The organism is Alicyclobacillus fodiniaquatilis (genome assembly GCF_042678105.1).
Classification (GTDB): domain Bacteria; phylum Bacillota; class Bacilli; order Alicyclobacillales; family Alicyclobacillaceae; genus Alicyclobacillus; species Alicyclobacillus fodiniaquatilis.
Genome location: NZ_JBHUCX010000027.1, coordinates 40,999 through 59,852, shown reverse-complemented (window position 1 = coordinate 59,852; position 18,854 = coordinate 40,999). Strand labels below are relative to the sequence as shown.

18 protein-coding genes are annotated in these 18,854 nt (G+C 51.6%); 15 read left to right on the top strand and 3 right to left on the bottom strand.

Annotation, left to right across the window (positions count from 1 at the left end; genetic code table 11):
• Positions 1–57: 57 nt before the first annotated feature.
• On the top strand, positions 58–534 hold the full coding sequence (locus ACFSB2_RS10865) for a hypothetical protein (protein WP_377943065.1): 477 nt from the start codon (positions 58–60) through the stop codon (positions 532–534).
• An 11-nt stretch (positions 535–545) separates the two neighbouring features.
• A complete protein-coding gene (locus ACFSB2_RS10860; protein WP_377943064.1) occupies positions 546–1,163 on the top strand; it encodes a SpoIID/LytB domain-containing protein in 618 nt (205 codons plus the stop codon).
• A gap of 431 nt (positions 1,164–1,594) precedes the next feature.
• Here the strand turns inward: ACFSB2_RS10860 and ACFSB2_RS10855 are convergent, their stop codons facing one another.
• Positions 1,595–1,867: a hypothetical protein gene (locus ACFSB2_RS10855; protein ID WP_377943063.1), complete on the bottom strand. Its 273-nt coding sequence runs from the start codon at positions 1,865–1,867 to the stop codon at positions 1,595–1,597.
• A 383-nt stretch (positions 1,868–2,250) separates the two neighbouring features.
• Between ACFSB2_RS10855 and ACFSB2_RS10850 the strand changes: the two genes are divergently transcribed.
• The 6 genes from ACFSB2_RS10850 (at position 2,251) to ACFSB2_RS10825 (ending at position 8,526) form a co-directional block, all read left to right on the top strand.
• Positions 2,251–3,303, top strand: a complete 1,053-nt coding sequence (locus ACFSB2_RS10850) for a M42 family metallopeptidase (protein WP_377943062.1) — start codon at positions 2,251–2,253, stop codon at positions 3,301–3,303.
• A 24-nt stretch (positions 3,304–3,327) separates the two neighbouring features.
• The gene (locus tag ACFSB2_RS10845; protein ID WP_377943061.1) at positions 3,328–4,803 is read left to right on the top strand and encodes a potassium/proton antiporter; all 1,476 of its coding nucleotides are present in this window, start codon (positions 3,328–3,330) and stop codon (positions 4,801–4,803) included.
• A 136-nt stretch (positions 4,804–4,939) separates the two neighbouring features.
• A complete protein-coding gene (locus tag ACFSB2_RS10840; protein ID WP_377943060.1) occupies positions 4,940–5,875 on the top strand; it encodes an ABC transporter ATP-binding protein in 936 nt (311 codons plus the stop codon).
• The gene (locus ACFSB2_RS10835; protein WP_377943059.1) at positions 5,853–6,599 is read left to right on the top strand and encodes an ABC transporter permease; all 747 of its coding nucleotides are present in this window, start codon (positions 5,853–5,855) and stop codon (positions 6,597–6,599) included. Before ACFSB2_RS10840 ends, ACFSB2_RS10835 begins: the two co-directional genes overlap by 23 nt.
• Positions 6,600–6,709: 110 nt before the next feature.
• Positions 6,710–7,927: a sensor histidine kinase gene (locus tag ACFSB2_RS10830; protein WP_377943058.1), complete on the top strand. Its 1,218-nt coding sequence runs from the start codon at positions 6,710–6,712 to the stop codon at positions 7,925–7,927.
• On the top strand, positions 7,924–8,526 hold the full coding sequence (locus tag ACFSB2_RS10825; protein ID WP_377943057.1) for a response regulator transcription factor: 603 nt from the start codon (positions 7,924–7,926) through the stop codon (positions 8,524–8,526). Before ACFSB2_RS10830 ends, ACFSB2_RS10825 begins: the two co-directional genes overlap by 4 nt.
• A gap of 19 nt (positions 8,527–8,545) precedes the next feature.
• On the opposite strand, the gene ACFSB2_RS10820 is transcribed toward ACFSB2_RS10825, so the two are convergent.
• Positions 8,546–9,982 (bottom strand): MFS transporter, encoded by a 1,437-nt coding sequence (locus ACFSB2_RS10820; RefSeq protein ID WP_377943056.1) that lies wholly within the window; start codon positions 9,980–9,982, stop codon positions 8,546–8,548.
• 455 nt (positions 9,983–10,437) lie between these two features.
• On the bottom strand, positions 10,438–11,106 hold the full coding sequence (locus ACFSB2_RS10815; RefSeq protein ID WP_377943055.1) for a hypothetical protein: 669 nt from the start codon (positions 11,104–11,106) through the stop codon (positions 10,438–10,440).
• Between the two features lie 419 nt (positions 11,107–11,525).
• Here ACFSB2_RS10815 and ACFSB2_RS10810 point away from each other — a divergent pair, with 419 nt between their 5' ends.
• From ACFSB2_RS10810 to ACFSB2_RS10780, 7 genes are all read left to right on the top strand, one after another.
• Positions 11,526–12,371 (top strand): cytochrome c oxidase subunit II, encoded by an 846-nt coding sequence (locus tag ACFSB2_RS10810; RefSeq protein WP_377943054.1) that lies wholly within the window; start codon positions 11,526–11,528, stop codon positions 12,369–12,371.
• Between the two features lie 87 nt (positions 12,372–12,458).
• Positions 12,459–14,387, top strand: a complete 1,929-nt coding sequence (qoxB, locus tag ACFSB2_RS10805; RefSeq protein ID WP_377943076.1) for a cytochrome aa3 quinol oxidase subunit I — start codon at positions 12,459–12,461, stop codon at positions 14,385–14,387.
• Between the two features lie 2 nt (positions 14,388–14,389).
• On the top strand, positions 14,390–15,025 hold the full coding sequence (gene qoxC, locus ACFSB2_RS10800) for a cytochrome aa3 quinol oxidase subunit III (RefSeq protein ID WP_377943053.1): 636 nt from the start codon (positions 14,390–14,392) through the stop codon (positions 15,023–15,025).
• Between the two features lies 1 nt (position 15,026).
• Positions 15,027–15,344 carry a cytochrome aa3 quinol oxidase subunit IV gene (gene qoxD / locus ACFSB2_RS10795; protein WP_377943052.1) on the top strand — a complete coding sequence of 106 codons (318 nt, stop codon included), beginning with the start codon at positions 15,027–15,029 and terminating at the stop codon, positions 15,342–15,344.
• Between the two features lie 28 nt (positions 15,345–15,372).
• Positions 15,373–16,374, top strand: a complete 1,002-nt coding sequence (locus ACFSB2_RS10790; protein WP_377943050.1) for a COX15/CtaA family protein — start codon at positions 15,373–15,375, stop codon at positions 16,372–16,374.
• Between the two features lie 361 nt (positions 16,375–16,735).
• Positions 16,736–17,962 carry a quaternary amine ABC transporter ATP-binding protein gene (locus ACFSB2_RS10785; RefSeq protein ID WP_377943048.1) on the top strand — a complete coding sequence of 409 codons (1,227 nt, stop codon included), beginning with the start codon at positions 16,736–16,738 and terminating at the stop codon, positions 17,960–17,962.
• Positions 17,931–18,779 carry an ABC transporter permease gene (locus ACFSB2_RS10780; RefSeq protein ID WP_377943047.1) on the top strand — a complete coding sequence of 283 codons (849 nt, stop codon included), beginning with the start codon at positions 17,931–17,933 and terminating at the stop codon, positions 18,777–18,779. Before ACFSB2_RS10785 ends, ACFSB2_RS10780 begins: the two co-directional genes overlap by 32 nt.
• The last annotated feature ends 75 nt before the right edge of the window (positions 18,780–18,854 follow it).

Below are 18,854 nucleotides of genomic sequence, written 5' to 3'. Positions count from 1 at the left end.
TCTACGAAATTGATCTCAAGTCTTGTCCTATGCAGTTTTGTCAGTAGTGTTTCACCTGTGTTTGCTGCTGTATCAACAAATCAACAAAAAGGGCATATTGAATTTCGCGTTGGTTCTCCGAAGTCAACGACGATTGCTGGTGCTCGTGTAATTGTGATTAGTCACGAAGGGAAAATTGTGGATTCTGGGCTGACGAATGCACGTGGCGTTTGGAATGCCTCTGTCCCTTTTCACGAAATGAAGTGGAATCAGGGATTTGATGCCAAAGGCGTAGTGAATGCTGTTGTCCTTGCGAACGGCTACAATGAACAAGCTGTTTTTGTTGTTCCGAACAGCCAAAATACCGTACAAACTGTGGTCTTACAACCAATTGTTCCGAACAGTCGTAATGAACCCTCTCAATCACTTGGAGATTTTTTTCGTCACGATCTGAAAATGTATGTTGACTATTATGCAAAAGAATTAAAACTCAAAAAACAGCCTCCAATACCGGGAGATCCGGGATATGCACCGTGGAGCCCGGAACAGCAGTAGGAGGGGAGCTTTTGACAAAACGTTTATGTTCCTATTTATTCAAAGTTTGCACCATGCTGTTTCTCGTTCTGTTATTTCCCACCGATGCGAGCGCGCAAACACAAACGATTTACAATACAGCGTATCCATCCACTATTCGTGTCGCCGTCAGAGCGTACAATAATCCAGTTGGGCCCATTCTTTACGTTCAAACACTGGGGTTCGAAGAGTATTGTGAAGATGTTTTACCAAACGAATGGATGTCCAGTTGGAACACAGAAGCCTTAAAAGCCGGTGCCATTGCGGTGAAGATGTTCGCGTGGTATAAGACCTTACATCCTACAACAGAAAGTGGTTTTACATATGATGTAGACAATACGACTAATTTTCAAGAATTTAAATACCTTAGTGGGCGTCCTGAAACGGACCAAGCTGTTCGACAGACATGGAACATGGTGTATGTCCCGTCCGACGGTACAATTAAAGAGTTAGACTATCGGATGGGGGCTCAGGATTCAGACAATAGTTGGTACGATGGGACGTATATCATGTCTCAGTGGGGGACCCAATATTGGGCGAGTATAGCGAAGCTCACTTTTGAAAGCATTCTGAATATGTATTATCCGGGATATGAACTCAAATTCGTGTAACGAACTCCATGTCCGATGCCGGTCAGGTAGAGCGTAGCCGCCAGCATGTAATCACGGAGGATTCGCTCATTGGAAAATAATCCAGTAGGCGCAGGTGTCGTCGAGAATGAACGTGATCGGATAAAAGTTGCGGAAAGAGACGGTGCTGTACTTCGTCAATGGGTGTGTATCAAATTTCTAATTTGTCCTCGGATTGACCCCTAATTGATCCGCAGTGAACAGGTATATCTCTTCATCTGGTTTTGCCATATGTACGCGATGGGAGTTGACAACCACTTCAAAATGAATCAAAGAATTCAAAGTGTGTCAGTCTACGTTCGAGATCAGCCCCTGCATTTGAAAGCGCCGCTACACGATATTTGGTTCTCAGTGTCTGAACAAAACACACTAGTGCTTTATCGACCTCATCTACTAGATCCATTTGATCCCTTTTACGTCTCAAAAAAGAGAACATAGAGACGCAAGAGCACTCCAGCGATAACCCACGCTAATATGACAATAGACCAAATTTTTACTTTACGGCGTGCACGTTTTGGATAATCAGATAGCGGCCGATTTTGTCTGTGGCCAAATATCAGGTTGTTATATTTTACGGCATCATTAAAAGGTTCAAGCTCATCTACAATTTCCTCTTCAGCTTGTAATTGATGTAGGGACTTATCTTCATAGGGGTTGTAGTACTTCTCGTTTTCATTGATCTCCATCATATAACGCCCCCTTGCGTTAGGATGCTGTAGTCTATATTGCTCCGAGAATTTATCCCTTAATTTTCCAATACTCAGCGCAGATTGATATGCGCTTGGTGCGTATACTTTTTTGCTTGTTGCAACAGTACCACATTTAAGGTGAACTCGTTCCTCATGTTAGTCATTGATGTCGTCTTGCCATTCAATGCTGACATTAGCTTCTTCATATCTCTCTGAATGATTTGAGGAACGGGTTGGAGATTGGCCGGAGGCGGATCGAGCGCAATTTCTAAATTTGCCCGCGCGCTGTCCTGTGAGCAGCACATCCCGTTTTAGCATCCACTGGCGTCCGTGGTAGGATAGGGATCATCGGCATTTGGCGAACTTGAGGTGACTTGTATATGGAACAGCTTTTGCGCGAATTGACACAGTTGGTTGGCCCTTGCGGGTTTGAACACGATGTGGCGCGCTATATCCGTGACCGTTTGCAGCACAAGGGCGCGGTGCGTGTGGATGGCGTCGGCAACGTGATTGTCTCCGTCAAGGGGGCGCACGCTGGACCCGTGTTGGCGATTTCCACGCATATGGACGAAGTTGGGTTCATTGTGAAGAAAATTGAGCAAAATGGATTGTTGCGGTTTGAAAAACTCGGGGGGCACGATGATCGGATTTTGTTGGCGCAGCGAGTGCGCATCCGGACGCCGCATGGCAGCGTGCCAGGGGTCATCGGCACGATTTCCGCGCACATGCAAAAGGCGGACGACGTCAGTCGGGTGCGTCGCTACAACCAGCTTTACATCGACGTTGGCGCGAGTGGGCCGAAAGAGGTCGCTGACATGGGCATTACCGTCGGCTGTCCGATTAGTTGGGCGACGTCTGTCGAACGGCTTGGCCAACACCGTTTGGTCGGCAAATCGTTTGATGACAGGGCTGGTTGCGCAGTGCTGATTCAGGCGTTGGAACAATTGCAGCCGGACACGCTCTATGGCACTGTCCACGCGGTGTTCTCGGTGCAGGAGGAAGTTGGCTTGCGCGGTGCGCGCGTGGCTGGACGGCAACTACAGCCAGATGTCGCCATTGCCATCGATACCACGGCGGTCAGCGACACGCCGGAGGAAATGATGGATAACACGTTGGCCCTTGGCGCGGGACCAGGCATCAAAGTGATGGACTTCAGTTTGATTGCAAGTGTGCCTGTTCGGGATAAGCTGATCTCATTGGCGACAGAAGCTGGCATACCCCATCAACTGGAAGTGTTCGCTGGCATCGGGACAGACGCGGGAGAGTTGAGCTTGGCTGGCGCGGGTGTGCCGACAGGCGTCCTTTCCATTCCCTCGCGGTATGCCCACTCGCCTGTGGAAGTGATTGATGAACGCGACCTGCAACGCACAGCCGATTTGCTCATCGCGTTTATCACATCGATGCGAACGGCTGAAGAATTCGCATTTATTTGATGACAGCGCTAGAGGAGGAGATGTGTGAATACTGTTATTCTTGTTGTCGCAATTGTTTTGTTGGCGGGTGTCCTCCTCGCGCGTGTCAATAAGCAGTTTGGCTTTCCTGTCCTGATTGGCTTTGTGGCAATTGGCGCCGTCTTTGCCACAGTAGATCCAAGTGTGTTGGAAAGTGTCACGCCCACCGTGGCGAAAAACTTAAGTTATCTCGCGCTCGCCTTCATTCTGTTTGAAGGCGGGCTACATACCTCTTTAAAGCGAATTCGGCGCGCTTGGGCGCCGTCGCTGTCCTTGGCGACAGTGGGTGTCTTGGTTTCAGCGGCCATCATGACTTTGCTTGCGCAGGCTTTGCTTGGCTTGCCGTTGATTTCGGCAGCTTTGCTCGGCGTCGCCGCAAGCTCAACCGATGCGGCGTCCGTATTCAGCGTGTTGGGTGGCACTGCCTTGCGGCGTCGATTGGTCGATGTGCTGGAAGTGGAGTCGGGCACGAATGATCCGATGGCGTTCTTCCTCACGACCATCCTCATCGAGTGGTCACAGCACGATCTCGGTCCAATCAGACAGGCGACATGGCATGTGCTTGGTCTGTTCGTGCTGGAAATGGGCTTGGGGCTCATCATCGGCGTCCTCATTGGGCTGTTTGGCGCTTATATCAATCGCAGGATTCGCCTGGACACAGGCGGTCTGTATCCAGCGCTCTCGCTTGGGTTTGCCCTGCTTTCGTTCGCTTTGGCCCAGTCCCTGGAAGGTAGCGGCTTTTTGTCTGTGTTCGTGACAGCGGTTGTGCTCTCGCATGGCCATATGGAACACCGTTACAGCATCATTCGCTTCCACGAGGGACTGGCCTGGACGATGCATATCCTGATGTTTGTGGTCCTCGGATTCTTTCTCGTGCCGCGCGATTTTGCCTACATCGTGGCGCCAGGCATCGTCCTGGCGCTCGGGACGTTGTTTGTGGCCAGGCCGATTGCCGTCTGGGTGTCGACACTCGGTGCGGGATTGACGAATAAGGAGCGCGCGTTTATCTCCTGGGCGGGCTTGCGCGGCGCAGCCCCCATCGTCCTCATCCTCTCCGCAGTGGAGGCGCAGGTAACCGGGCACATCGAGATGATCGAAGTCGTGTTTTTCATCGTGATCGCTTCGACATTGGTGCAGGGGTTGACGGTCAACTGGTTTGCCGAGCGCCTGAATCTGGTCGATCCGACGCCGACGGAGGATATTCTCGAACTCATTTCCATTGCGCGCGAAAGTGCCGTCATCTTGCCGGTGGAAATCAGTCTCACTTCGCGACTCGTGGAAAAGCGCATGGTCGATATCAAATTTCCGGAAAACACCTTGTGTTACGGCATCGTTCGGGGCGATCACGTCGTCGTCCCGCGCGGCGCGACAAAACTGCGCAGTGGGGATCATCTGCTGATTCTCTCGGACGCGCGCCACATCCAACAACTTCGCCGCCTCTTTGCCCAAGAACAAGTCGGTCAACCGACCATGCTGCCGTGAACGGCAGTGTGGTTGGTGGATGGACACTCCGAAAGATATGACAAATGTCACCTCTGTTTGCTGACACCCTTCACTGTGGCGAGTCCTGCGCAAGCCGTACGATAAAAATAGAAAACGCAAGGGGGGTCACCCGGATTTGGAATCAGCCATCACGCTTTCGCAGGTCAGTAAGAGATATGGCGACAAAACGGCTGTCGCCGAGGTGAGTTTTCAGATTGAGCCGGGGACAATTGTCGCTTTGTTAGGGCCGAACGGCGCTGGGAAAACGACGACCATTTCGATGATGCTTGGTCTTGTCCGGCCGACGGCGGGACAAATCAGCGTGTTCGGGAAAAATCCGCGCAGAGCGGCGACGCGCGCACACTATGGTGTGATGTTGCAACAGGTGAGCTTGCCGGACAAACTCGCTGTCAGGGAACTGATTGATTTGTTTCGCAGTTACTACGAGCATCCGCTCGATACTTCTGTGCTGCTGAATATGGCAGATCTGGAAGCGCAGGCGAAAAAACAGGCGCCAACGTTGAGTGGCGGCCAGCAACGCCGTTTGCAGTTTGCCTTGGCGATGGCCGGTGACCCGCGCATCGTCTTTCTCGACGAGCCGACCACGGGCATGGATGTCACAGCACGTCGCGCGTTTTGGGAACATTTGCGCGCGTTTGCTCGGCAAGAGGGCAGAACGATTCTTTTGACCACGCACCACCTGGAGGAAGCGGAGGCCATCGCCGACCGGATTCTCGTCATGCAAAACGGGCGTGTGACGGTGGATGGAACGTTGGAAGAGATCAAACGACTGGCAGGTAACAGCTATGTCGCCTGCGTCGTTGGACCAGGGGTGAGCGCTGACGACATCAATCAACTCCCAGGTGTGGAACATGTAGCGTGGCATGGTCGGCGTGTGCGCATGTTGACCAGGCAGCCAGACGACGTGATTCGCACCTTGGTGTTCAGCCGCCTGGATGTCTCCCAGTTCGAAATTTCACAGGGGCATTTAGAAGATGCGTTTGTCTCATTGACGCAAGCAGACGGACAAGGTGATGGGGGTTGCAGAAGTGAATTGGCTAACACAGTGTAAGTATGAGATTTTACGCAATTTGCGCAATCGTCGTTTTGCTTTTTTCAGCGTGTTGTTACCTGTGGGCTTCTATTTTCTGTTCGTCAACCTGGATGGTCCAAACATGCGGATAAACGGCACCAATTGGGCGTCCTACTACATGATTTCCATGGCGACCTTCAGTGTAGTCGGGGGTGGGTTGAACGGAATGGCTAGCAAAATTGCCTTTGAACGCACGCAAGGGTGGTTGCGCTTGGTCCAGACGACACCACTGCGTCCGTTCAATTATGTGACGACCAAGATTGTCGCGAGTCTGTTGATGAATTTGATACAGGTTTTCATTTTGTTTGCGCTGGCTAGCATTTTTGAACCCGTTCACTTGACAGTCGGCATTTGGATCATCAGCGCATTGTTCATCGCGGTGGGCGGTCTAGTCTTCATTGTGCTGGGGATGTTGATTGGTCAACTGATAGGGATGGATGCGGCAAACATTGTCGCTTCCGCTGTCTATTTCGCGCTCTCCATCTTTGGCGGCTTGTGGTTTCCTGTCACCATCCTGCCCGCTTTTCTCAAACATGTTGCCGAGGGCATTCCGACGTATCATCTTGCCCATCTCGCTTGGCAATTGGCGGGCAGTCATCTGCCGACGGTCGGGGATGTGGCCATTTTGGTCGGCTATTTCGCGCTTTTTTCCTTGCTCGCCATCTGGGTGACTGGAACGCGGACGGAAAGCAGAGCCGTCTGATTGGGCATCTCGGAGACCTGTGGGATTTCTACGGGAAATTCATGGTATGATGCAGGCAAATATGTGACGGTTTTGCAAAATGCTGATGTGAGGAGTAGGGAGTTCAACAGATGCAGTGGACAAAAAAGAACAGTCGGCGCGTCTTTTATTTCTATTTGGCCCAACTGCTCTTCTCCGCAGTTTATCTCATCTACGCGCCCAGCGGCGCCCGTGCGCTATTGGGCGCCGCACTGCTCATCGTGTTTGGCGTTTGTTACAGCTTTGGCTATTTTGCCACCGGGGTAAAACGATTCTGGTTCGTCATGGGCCAAATTGTAATCATCTGGATGTTGGCCTGGTGGTTGAGCCCTGGCTATTTTGCCATTCTCTATTATCCAGTGGCCACTTTGTCCTTTATGTCTCGCCGGTCCATGGTTTGGGGTTTCGGGATTCTTGCCGCAGGCAGCGCTGTGGAATTGGGCTGGTTGTTGCGCGGCGATTATCACGCTGATTTGCTGATGTACGCGCCTGTGGCTGCTTCCATTTGCTTCGGAATACTCTCAATGAGCTTTATGATTCGCTCCTTTCGCAAGCTCGGCACAGCGAACGAAAAGCTCGCGCGCGCCAATGCCCAGATTGAGCGGTTGACGAAAGGGGCCGAGCGGGATCGCATCAGTCGCGATTTGCACGATGTCATGGGACATCAGCTTTCGATGATCACGCTCAAGGCGCAGGTTGCCGCAAAGCTGTTGGCGAGGGGACACGACGAAGCGCTGGCGCTGGCGGAGGTGCAAGACATTGAACGCGCGGCGAGAGAGGCATTGACACAGGTGCGGGAATATGTGGCGGACATGCGCCAGCCAGACTTTCAGGATGAATGGAGCGCTGCGCAAACTTTGCTTACAGCGGCGAATATCGATTGCACCTTCGCGCTAGGTGATGTGTCATGCATGGAAGGAGCCGTCTATCAAGTGATGGCGATGTGCCTGCGCGAAGCCGTGACAAATATCGTCCGCCACAGCGCGGCTCGAAAAGCGTGGTTGGGCCTTGAAGTGGATGAGGATGGGTTTGTCCACTTGTGCATTGCCGATGATGGTCGTGGTTTTGAGCAACGGCATATCGCGTCCGTGACGGCGGTGGATGGCAGCACATCTGGCGGCAATGGCATCAAAGGAATGCGCGCCAGGGTGGCTGCTGTGGGCGGTCAGATGCACCTCTGGGATAAAGGATGCGGCGCAATGACTGCGCCTGCCCAACTGCGCGCGTTGCCCTGGCAGCCCAGTGTCGTCGTTCATATTGTTGCACCTGAAGATGAAGGAAAAGACATCGCACAGGAGCGTGTCCAATGATTCGGATTTTGCTTGCTGAGGATCAGGCTTTGGTTCGCGGCGCCATCGCGACATTGCTTGATTTTGAGGATGATTTTGAGGTGGTTGCCGCGGCTGGCGATGGCGCGGAGGCGGTGAAACTGGCCATGACGCTGCAGCCCGATGTCGCCCTCATCGACATTGAGATGCCGAAAGTGAGCGGCCTTGAGGTGGTCGAGCAGTTGCGCACACGCGTGCCGACGTGCAAGTGCATCGTCGTTACGACGTTCGCGCGCCCTGGCTACATGCAGCGCGCGGTCAAGGCGGGGGCGTGCGGTTATTTGCTCAAGGATGCGCAGGTCGAAGAATTGGCTGCGGCCATCCGCCGCATTGTGGCGGGGGAACGGGTGATGAGCCCGGCGCTGATGGTCGCCGCGATGGAAAGTGCCAATCCGCTGACGGAGCGGGAGATTCAGGTGTTGCGCCTCGCTGCAACAGGGCAGACCACGCGCGAGTTGGCGCGCGCATTATCGCTGTCAGAAGGGACCGTGCGCAACTATCTGTCCGAAGTGTTTTCTAAATTGAACGCAAGCTCGCGCCAGGAAGCGATTAAAATTGCCGAAGCACAGGGATGGATATGATCCAGCAATAGATCTCCTTTTACATCGCCTCTTTTTTTCCACGCACAAGTGAAGCGCATATGCCGATGCAAGTCGCCAAAAGCATCGCCAACAGCGCCAGGCGAAAGCCATTGTCGATCAACTGCAGGTCGCGGTCTGTCAAATTGGCCGCGTTTCCAGCGTAAATACTGGCTTGCAAGCGTGGCGCCAGACCGCTTGTGACAATCATCAAAGACAAAGCGGTGCTGACCACCTGTCCCATATTCTGCAGCATGGACCGCACTCCATTTGCGATACCGCGCCGTTCGCGCGCGATGGTAGTCATAATGGACGATGTGTTCGGCGTCAAAAACAGCGCGCTGCCTGCGCCTACCAGAAACATGCCAATCGCCGCCGGCAGGTACGCGGAATGTGGCCCGATGAGGAAGATGAGGATGACAAGGCCGACACCAGACAGGCCGAGTCCCAATGACGACAGCAACCGCGCATCATAGCGTCCCGTCAACGAACCGGAAAGCGGCGCTGCCACCAACATGCCCACGGTGACAGGCAGAATGGCCAGGCCGGCGGTAAAGGCGTCTGCGTGATTGACCGTTTGATAGTAGAGGGACAAGAGCAACACTACGGCCGTCCGCGCGAACGCGTTGAGAAATGCGGCTACGTAAGCCATTGCATAGCGGCGCTTGGCGAACAAGCGCAAATCGAGCAACGGTGACTTCGACGTCCATTCCACGCGCAGAAACACAGGAGTCAGCACGATGAAGGCCAGCGCCCCAATCAGCACAAGCGGGCTTGTCCAGCCGAGTGTGCTTCCTTCGGAGAGCGCGAGAATCGCGCCGCTCAAGGCGATGAAAATCAGGATATTTCCGGCGAGATCGAACCGTTCGTTCGATCCTTTCGACGGCAGGGAGCGCAGGGTGAATGCGGCCCAGACGATGCCGATGATGCCAAAAGGGACGTTAAACCAAAACACCCAGCGCCAGCCGAGGGTAGCGGCAAACAAACCGCCGATGACCGGCCCGACCAACTGGGCGGCAGAGCTGACCAGCACATTGATGCCCAGCCCTTTGGCAAGTGTGCGTTCCGGAAACGCGTCTGTGAGCAGCGGCGTCGTGTTGGTGATGACCAAAGCGCCACCAGCCGCTTGCAACGCGCGCAGACCGAGCAGGACCCAAATGTTGGGCGATATGCCGATAAGTAAGCTGACGAGGGTAAAGAGCGTCAGCCCGACAATATACAAGCGGCGCCGGCCGAGCATATCCGCCAGGCGCCCGAAAATGAGAATAAACACGGTGTTAAACAGCATGTAAGTGAGCAAAATCCAGTTGGCCGTGGTGGCAGTTGCATGAAAATGCTTCGCGATGACAGGTAAGGCCACGTTCAGTGTGCCGACATTCAACAATGTCAGAATCACGCCGAGACTGGTGACCGATAACACGAGCCATGGATAGCGGCTCGAAGCGTGTGGCGCTGCCATGAGCTCACCTCCGCAATGGTATATTTCGCCTCGTGAAATATACCACAAAGAATATGGCAGAGCACGCTTCCACGCGCATCCGGCACAAAAATCGCATATGTATGCTTGCAGGCGCAAATAAAGTCCGGCTGTTGTGCAGGGTCATTTGCCCACCCTCTTTATCGTGTGAGGACGTACGATACAGCATCTTCGCTACGAGGGGGAATTGACATGTACGGAGCTTTTGGTGGATATACGCAATGGGCAGTTGTATTCTTGATCATTTTCGTGCTTTTCTTCTTGTTTGTACCGGCTGTAGGTGCTGGCGCAGGGTATTAAGCGACTTTGTCGCAATTGTAAATGACAGACAAAAAGGCACCCGTTTGGGTGTCTTTTTTGAAGAGATGTGTTGGCCAGTTGTCTGTGGAGGTCAGGAAATCAGTCACCTTTACCAGCTAGAACCTGCAAGCGAAAGTTCACTTCAATTCGACGGCTGCCTGTTCGACCGCTTTGCACACAGCCTGCACTTGAGGCTGGTATCCTGCTCTGTCCCACGAGTTGTACGATGGATGCGGCACATCGTCAATCACCTGCCACAGCGGGTCAGACAAGCCCGTTAAACGCAAGAACTTCTGCGCGAAGCGACCGCAGGGAATCAGCGTCATCGACCGGTGGGAGAACATCTGCAGCTTGTCTTTCAATTGTTGGACAAGCAGCGTTTGAACCTCCTGTTGCCGCGCATCGGCAAACGTGTCTTTTTGATTGTTCGTCCGTACATACTCCATGGCGTCAAACCAATCTCGCAAACGCTCGGTCAGCGCAGGATGCTCGTAGGCAGAACGCTGTAGTGGCACATTGCAGACATTCAGCAGGCCAATGCCGTTTAAACGGGGCCGGTTCGTTTTTTCCAACGCGTTTTTTTTGACCATGAGACCAAGTGGAAATTTGGCGTATTCACTGCCGAAAATGTGTTTGCTCATGGTCGCGCCTGAACTGCCAGCGACTGGCGCCTTGTAGCGCACTTCTTGTCGATGCGGCGATTCGAGCAGGAAAATGCAAGTCGATGTAGGTAAGATGATATCTTGTACCTCGTAATTTTTTGCCAAGCTGTCGATGATGGCGTAAAATGTCGTAGCGTCGTTCAAGAGAAGATACACCCCCCTGATCATCTTAACACGGTTTAAATTGCGTTGAATCATCCGATAATGGATAGCTGAACGCGTGTTGCTGATAAGGGATGGGCAGTGGAGTGAAATGACCAAAGCGCAAGTGGAAATCAGGGGAGTTTGTGACGAATAGGCAAACAAGTGATTACATAAATGTGAAACCCTTGTGAAGCTTTTTCAAATTCTTCTTTGCAAAGAGCGCGGAGTGGACATCACTTTGGTATCATCTATATGGCGTTTGAGGCAGCATCGATATACAGTCGTGTCTTGGCGAGACTGGATTGACGCAGTTTCGGTCATTATTCTTGGTTTCATCCAAGTCTCGGTCCAAAATGCTGACTCAAATAGTACGATGCTGTTCTACATATCTCATAGGCAGAAAGGAGACGAAAGCGACGATGAAGCCAACTGGGCGTCGACTTCGCAGCCTCTTTCTCGTAGTTGGGCTGTCCATGTTTGCCCTTACAGGTTGTGGCGGTACAGGGAAATATATACCTGTATTAAGTCCACAAGGTCCTGTCGCGAGAAGTGAGTATTACCTTATTATCTGGTCGTTTGCCTTGATGATGATTGTGGTCTTGGGCGTGTTCATCATCTTTTTTTACATGCTCTATAAGTACCGCGCTCGGCCAGAGAATAAAGATTATGTTCCCCCTGAAATTGAAGGGAACGCCCGCTGGGAGTCCATTTGGACAATCATCCCCATCATTATCGTCATCGCACTTGCGATACCGACGGTGGCGGTGACTTACAACCTGGTCAAGCCGCCTAAAGTCGATGCGGCATCTGCGGGGACGACAAAGTCCGAACCCATCACGATTGATGTCATCTCTGAACGCTGGAAATGGGTGTTTAAGTATCCGGCGCAAAATTTGGAGACGGTCAACTACGTCGTGATTCCAGCGGGGCAGCCTGTTGACTTTGAACTTTCATCAACTGGCCCGATGAACGCGTTTTGGGTACCAGCGCTTGGCGGCATGGAGTTTAACATGCCAGGCAAGGATCTGAAACTCTGGTTGGAGGCAGACAAGCCAGGGACGTATGACGGTCGCAGCGCTCAGTACTCGGGTGTCGGATTCACAAACATGACATTCCAAGTGCTGTCCAAGTCGCCAACCGACTTTACGAACTGGGTGCAACAAACGAAACAAAGCGCTCCTCCTCTGACGAAACAAGCGCAAGCGCAATTGGCGAAACCAGGTTCAGTTTCAAAAATGCAGTTTTCGTCAATGAACCCACAGTAAGTGGGGCATGTGACATATTGATTTCATTACGCAGCAAGGGAGGAACCGAGAGTGGGCAACTTTCAACACTTTGTCACGCAATTTTTCATGCTTGACGAAGGCCCCATGATTTGGACGTCTGATGTGCTTATCACAGTCGCGACCATTGGCATCATCGTCGTTTTGAGCTACTTCAAATTGTGGAAGTATCTATGGGATAACTGGCTCAAGACCGTGGACCACAAAAAAATCGGGATTATGTATCTCATTGCGGCGGTTCTGATGTTGTTCCGCGGCGGTACAGATGGCTTGCTCATGCGAACGCAGCTCGCATGGCCAAACTTGAAATTCTTGACTGGCGATCACTATGATCAGGTCTTTACCACACACGGCACCATCATGATTTTGTTTATGGCGATGCCAGCAATTATTGGCTTTTTCAATGTTGCGGTTCCGTTGCAAATTGGTTGCCGCGACGTCGCTTTCCCATATTTGAACGCCATCAGTTTCTGGCTGTTCTTCGTGGCGGCGATGATGTTCAATCTGTCGTTCGTCGTCGGTGGTTCACCGGACGGTGGTTGGACAAGTTATACACCTTATGTTGAAAACATGTTTGACCCAGGGCCGGGTGAGAATTATTTTCTCGTTTCCCTGCAGATCACGGGTATAGGCACGATTGCAACTGGTGTGAACTTCCTCATCACCATTTTGCGCATGCGTGCGCCTGGCATGACGCTGATGCGTATGCCGATGTTTACATGGTCAGTATTGATCACGTCTATTATCATTGTCTTCGCTTTCCCTGTATTGACGGTTTGTTTGGGCCTCTTGCTCATAGACAGGGATTTTGGCGCTCACTTCTTTACGACGACTGCCGGCGGTATGCCGATGCAATACGTCAACCTCTTCTGGATTTGGGGACATCCAGAAGTTTATATCGTCATCTTGCCAGCCTTCGGTATCTTCTCCGAAGTGTTCAGCACGTTCTCGCACAAACGTCTGTTTGGCTATTCGGCAATGGTCGTATCCTTGGTTTCCATCGCCATCTTGAGCTTCGTCGTATGGGTTCACCACTTCTTCACGATGGGCGCCGGACCAGGGGTCAACTCGTTCTTCGGTGTATCGACCATGGCCATCGCCATACCGACAGGTGTGAAGGTGTTCAACTGGCTGTTTACAATGCACAAAGGGCGGATCGAATTTACGTCCGCGATGTTGTGGACTGTCGGTTTTGTGCCAAACTTCCTCATCGGTGGTTTGACGGGTGTCATGCTGGCTGTTCCGCCTGCTGACTATCAGTATCACAACAGTTATTTCTTGGTGTCTCACTTCCACTACGTGTTGATTGGTGGTACAGTGTTCGGCGTCTTCGCCGGTATTTACTACTGGTGGCCAAAGATGTTCGGTGTTTTGCTGGATGAGAAATTGGGCCGTTGGCATTTCTGGACATGGACCATCGGGTTCAACGTCTGTTTCTTCCCGATGTATTTCCTTGGCTTCATGGGCATGACACGCCGCGTGTACACATACCAAGCTGGCTACGGTTGGGGTGTCATCAACTTGATTGAGACCGTTGGCGCGTTTCTGATGGGCGTTGCTTTCATCATCTTTGTCTGGAACATCGTGTGGAGCGCGCGCTTCGGCAAACGCGATACGACGGGGGATCCATGGGATGGTCGCACGCTTGAATGGGCGACGACATCGCCTGCGCCGCACTACAATTTCGCGCGCATCCCGGAAATCAAGGGTCGTGACGCTTGGTGGTTGATGAAGAAGAATGGCGAGTCCATCAATGGACCCAAAGAACTGCCATTCCAGCCAATTCACATGCCGAACGATTCCGGTCGTCCGATTATCATGTGTGTCGCATTTTTTGTTGCTGGCTTCGGGTTTATCTTCCAATGGTGGATTTTAGCCATCGTTGGTTTGCTAGGCGTCTTGTTGTGTATGCTATTGCGTTCGTTTGAATACGACGATCACCATTACATTCCGGTCGAAGAGATTGAGCGGACGGAATCTGCGGCAGGGAGGTTGTAAGGATGTCTGATTCACACGCAGCGGCCCACGATGGGCACCATGTCGTGGACCCGTCCCTTCCCAAAGAGTATCAAATCGAGGAAAGCAGTCTCCGCATTGCCGGTTTCTGGGTCTTCCTTGGTTCTGACTTGGTGTTGTTCTCTTGTTTGTTTGCGACTTATGTAGTTATGCATGGCCGTACAGCTGGCGGACCGACGTCCGCCCAACTGTTCGACATCCCTGGTTTTACGATTGAGACCATTGCACTGTTGTTCAGTAGTTTTACGTGTGGTTTGGCCACGTATGAAATGCGGCGAGGCAACAAAAAAGCCATGCTCAGCTGGCTGATTGTCACTGTGCTTCTGGGCCTTGTGTTTATTGGGTTCGAGGTGCAGGAGTTTGTGAAAGACGCATCAGGCGGTGCGCGGATGCAGACGAGCGGATTCCTATCCGCATTCTACACCCTGGTTGGCACGCACGGTTGTCACGTGAGCGTGGGTATTTTGTGGATGACATCCTTGATAATTCAGGTCGCTCGTCGGGGGATTACCGCTGTCACTGCGCGAAAAGTGTTCATTGTCGGGATTTATTGGCACTTTCTCGATGCTGTCTGGATTTTCATTTTCACAGTCGTATACCTGACAGGGAAGGTGTTGTGAGATGGAGAGCAACCACAAGTTTCACGCGGAAACCGGATTTCCTTGGAAACACGTATGGGGCTTAGTCATCTCCTTGGTGCTGACAGCCATTGCTTTCTGGCTCGCGTTGGCGACAAACCAACCGCCTGCAGTCGTCATCACGATCATCGTCGTGCTGGGCGTGGGTCAGTTGGTGGTGCAGTTGTTTATGTTCATGCACTTTACAGAAAGTGATGACAGGGCTTGGCAAGTCCCTGCAATCCTCTTTGCGATTTTCGTCGCATTTACGGTCGTTGCGGGTTCGGTTTGGATTATGGCCTTTAAATCGCTGGTTGCGTAGGTGCCTTTTATGATAGGAGGAGGCGTAGATGCCGCGAACTCGTAGATGGGGACTCGTTGCATTTGTACTCGGCATTCTTGCTACAATTCAGACGCTGATTGTCAACACCATGGGATTTATCGATGCAGATACGGGTTCTGCGTTCGGGTGTGGACATCAGTGGCTGACTTGTAATGGCCAATGGATTCCGACGGCGTGGGCATTGACAACATTGATCGAATTCTCCCATCGCGTTGGGGTTCCGATTTTGACGATGTTGTTGCTCGCTGTGGCGCTATTGGCGGGCATTCGCTATCGCAAATGGATAGAGATTCCCATTCTTGCGGCAATCAGCCTCTTCTTTGTTTTGCTTGAAGCGTTCTTGGGCGCCATGGCGGTGGTGTTCGAAGAACCGCCTGCTGTCATCGCGACGCATTTTGGCGTGTCACTGCTGGCGTTTAGCAGTGTGTTGCTGCTCACCGTCAATATTTGGCGGGCAGAGCGCGTCCGGCAGGCCTCCTATGAAGAGCAGGCTGCATTGCCGTTGCGCAGCGAACTGCCGCAACGCGGCTTTCGCCTGCTCGTTTGGTTGGTGCTTCCGTATATTTATCTGGAGATGTATTTAGGCGCGTTTATCTCGAGCACAAACACCGGCGTTGATTTCCGCGGCATTCCGATTCCAACAGAGCGGATCAACGCGCCGCATTTCGCGTTTTTTCTCGATTGGATGCATCGGTCTTCGGCATTGATTCTGGTTTTGTGGATATTGGCGATTTTTGCGCAGGCGTTAAACATGCGTCGGCAAAGGCTGGATTTGTTCAGAGGCAGCGTCATCGCGCTGGTGTTTGTTGGATTGCAAGCTTTGAGCGGTTTTTATTTAGTCGCCAGTCATGTCACGTTACTTGCGTTTCTTTCACATGTGACTGTGGTGACAGGCCTGTTTGGGATACTGTGTTTTCTCGCATTTCAAACGTTGCCATCCGTGAAAAGAGAACTGACAGATCAGTTAACGCCGCCGGGTTCAGCGCGTGACAAGCGCAGCCGCACATGACATAATATCGATGTCTCAAAGCAATTTTGTGAAAATCGCATTCTAAAAAACATGTTCGGTCATTTGCCACTTCCCTGTCTCAGGTGAAGTGGTTTTTTCTATTTCACTGAAAAAGACATGGAATCCTACCACTAGGTCAGATCCCCTGCAAGCAAATTCCTCGTATATATCAAACAACCAACAATAAACTCTATGGAGCTGCCAGCCACATCCGATATCCATATTTATGAAATATTTAAAACAAAAAGGAACCTGTTCCCAAATTTTCTCCCATATTTTGAATGGTGGTCGTTTTATGTTATGATCAACCTCGGGCCTCTTGAGAGGTTTCCATTATTTTTACCATAACTGGAGGTGTAGCATGGGAGATTTGTTTATCGAAGTAAAAGAAGTGACCAAAGTTTTTGGGGGGCGTGCAGAACAAGCGCTGCAAATGTTGAAGAGCGGCAAAGGCAAAGATGAGATCCGGCAGCAGATTGGTGTGAATGTCGGTGTCGATAGAGCCTCTTTCAATATTGATCGCGGTGAGTTGTTTGTCATTATGGGACTCTCCGGTAGTGGCAAGTCGACATTGTTGCGATGTTTGAATCGCTTGATTGAACCAACTGCGGGTTCCATCACCATTGACGGCACAGATATCACCAGGCTTAAAAAAGGTGAGCTGTTGCAGTTTAGACAGAAAAAAATGGCGATGGTGTTTCAGAAATTTGCGCTTTTGCCACACCGAACTGTGGCGGAGAACGTCGCATTTGGACTGGAAATACAAGGTGTAGGCAAAGAAGAGCGTCTCTCTGTCGCAAAAAAACAACTGGCTTCTGTCGGCTTGGAAGGTTACGAAGACCAGTTTCCCCATAACTTGAGCGGTGGTATGCAACAGCGTGTTGGACTGGCGCGTGCCTTGGCGAATGATCCGGATATCCTTTTGATGGATGAAGCATTTAGTGCACTTGACCCACTCATTCGCGATGACATGCAAAACGAGTTGCTCCATCTTCAACATCAACTGCACAAGACAATCGTCTTTATCACCCACGATTTGAACGAAGCATTGAAATTGGGAGACCGCATTGCGCTCATGAAGGACGGCGTTGTGGTTCAGTCTGGTCGACCAGATGACATCATCAGCAATCCGGCGAATGAGTACGTTGAGCGCTTTGTGCGTGGCGTCGATTTGACGAAAGTTTTGACGGCAGCGGATGTGATGAGACGACCTTCACCCTTGTTGCGCGTAAAAGACGGCGTCCGGGTGGCGTTGCGAAAATTGCGCGAGGCAGGTTTGTCTTCCGGGTTTGTGGTCGGTGAGCAACAAAAGCTCAAAGGGATGATTGCTGCAGATGAGCTGGTAGCGGCGATTGGGAAAAAATTAGAGACCGTTGAGCAATGCGAAATTCGAGCGGTGGACACAGTCGTTCCAGAGACGAATGTGGAAGATTTGTTTCAACTGGTGGTTCAGACAGGCTATCCATTGCCTGTGGTGGACGAAGAAGGTGTGCTGCACGGTTTGGTATTAAAGGCTTCCATTCTTGAGGCGCTTGCATCACAAGGAGGTGTCGCGAATGAATTTTCCACTTCCGAAGCTGCCACTTGAAAACTGGATCAATGCGATTGTCAATTGGCTTGAAAAGGAAATCGGACCGTTTTTATCAGCGATATCAGATTTCGTAAAAATGATTGTTAACGACGTAATCAAATTTCTCGATTGGATTCCACCTTGGTTGTTGATCATCATCTTTGCCGCCTTGGCGTATCGAGCAGGCAAGTGGAAGTTGACGCTCGGCACCATCATCGGTTTCCTGTTAATTTGGGATTTGCAGTTGTGGAACGACATGATCATCACACTTGTTCTGGTGATTCTATCGGCGTTGATTGCCGTCATCATTGGTTTGCCGCTCGGCATTTGGAGCGCTCGCAGCGCGTCGGCTTATCGGGTGATTTCACCGATACTCGATTTGATGCAGACGATGCCGTCGTTTGTCTACCTCGTTCCTGTATTGATTTTCTTCAATATCGGTTTGGTGCCCGCCATTTTTGCGACATTGATTTTCGCCATGCCACCGACCATTCGCCTGACACGGCTAGGCATTCTGCACGTGCCGGAAGAACTGGTGGAGGCGGCGCGCGCGTTTGGCACGACGGATTCCCAGTTGCTCTGGAAGGTACAGATTCCATTGGCGATGGCCAACATTAAAGCAGGTATCAATCAGACAATTATGCTTTCCCTTTCGATGGTCGTCATCGCTTCGATGATTGGTGCTGGGGGTCTTGGTTCTGACGTCATGTCCGCCTTGCAGACCATCAATGTCGGTCAGGGTTTTGAGGCAGGCATCTCGATTGTCATCCTGGCAATGGTGCTGGATCGGATATCACAAAAATTTGGTGTCGGCAAAAGAAAAGTGACGGAATGATAGGTACGGCGCGTGTAGGGGATGTTTACACACTTCCTTACTTCATTTTTACAAAGTAGTTCAGGGGGAGATGAA

Coding starts and splice junctions, on each gene's coding strand:
- ACFSB2_RS10785 (WP_377943048.1), top strand. CDS start 16,736: ATGGGAGATTTGTTTATCGAAGTAAAAGAAGTGACCAAAGTTTTTGGG.
- qoxC (WP_377943053.1), top strand. CDS start 14,390: ATGTCTGATTCACACGCAGCGGCCCACGATGGGCACCATGTCGTGGAC.
- ACFSB2_RS10790 (WP_377943050.1), top strand. CDS start 15,373: ATGCCGCGAACTCGTAGATGGGGACTCGTTGCATTTGTACTCGGCATT.
- ACFSB2_RS10780 (WP_377943047.1), top strand. CDS start 17,931: ATGAATTTTCCACTTCCGAAGCTGCCACTTGAAAACTGGATCAATGCG.
- ACFSB2_RS10810 (WP_377943054.1), top strand. CDS start 11,526: ATGAAGCCAACTGGGCGTCGACTTCGCAGCCTCTTTCTCGTAGTTGGG.
- ACFSB2_RS10825 (WP_377943057.1), top strand. CDS start 7,924: ATGATTCGGATTTTGCTTGCTGAGGATCAGGCTTTGGTTCGCGGCGCC.
- ACFSB2_RS10855 (WP_377943063.1), bottom strand. CDS start 1,867: ATGGAGATCAATGAAAACGAGAAGTACTACAACCCCTATGAAGATAAG.
- ACFSB2_RS10850 (WP_377943062.1), top strand. CDS start 2,251: ATGGAACAGCTTTTGCGCGAATTGACACAGTTGGTTGGCCCTTGCGGG.
- qoxB (WP_377943076.1), top strand. CDS start 12,459: ATGCTTGACGAAGGCCCCATGATTTGGACGTCTGATGTGCTTATCACA.
- ACFSB2_RS10820 (WP_377943056.1), bottom strand. CDS start 9,982: ATGGCAGCGCCACACGCTTCGAGCCGCTATCCATGGCTCGTGTTATCG.
- ACFSB2_RS10830 (WP_377943058.1), top strand. CDS start 6,710: ATGCAGTGGACAAAAAAGAACAGTCGGCGCGTCTTTTATTTCTATTTG.
- qoxD (WP_377943052.1), top strand. CDS start 15,027: ATGGAGAGCAACCACAAGTTTCACGCGGAAACCGGATTTCCTTGGAAA.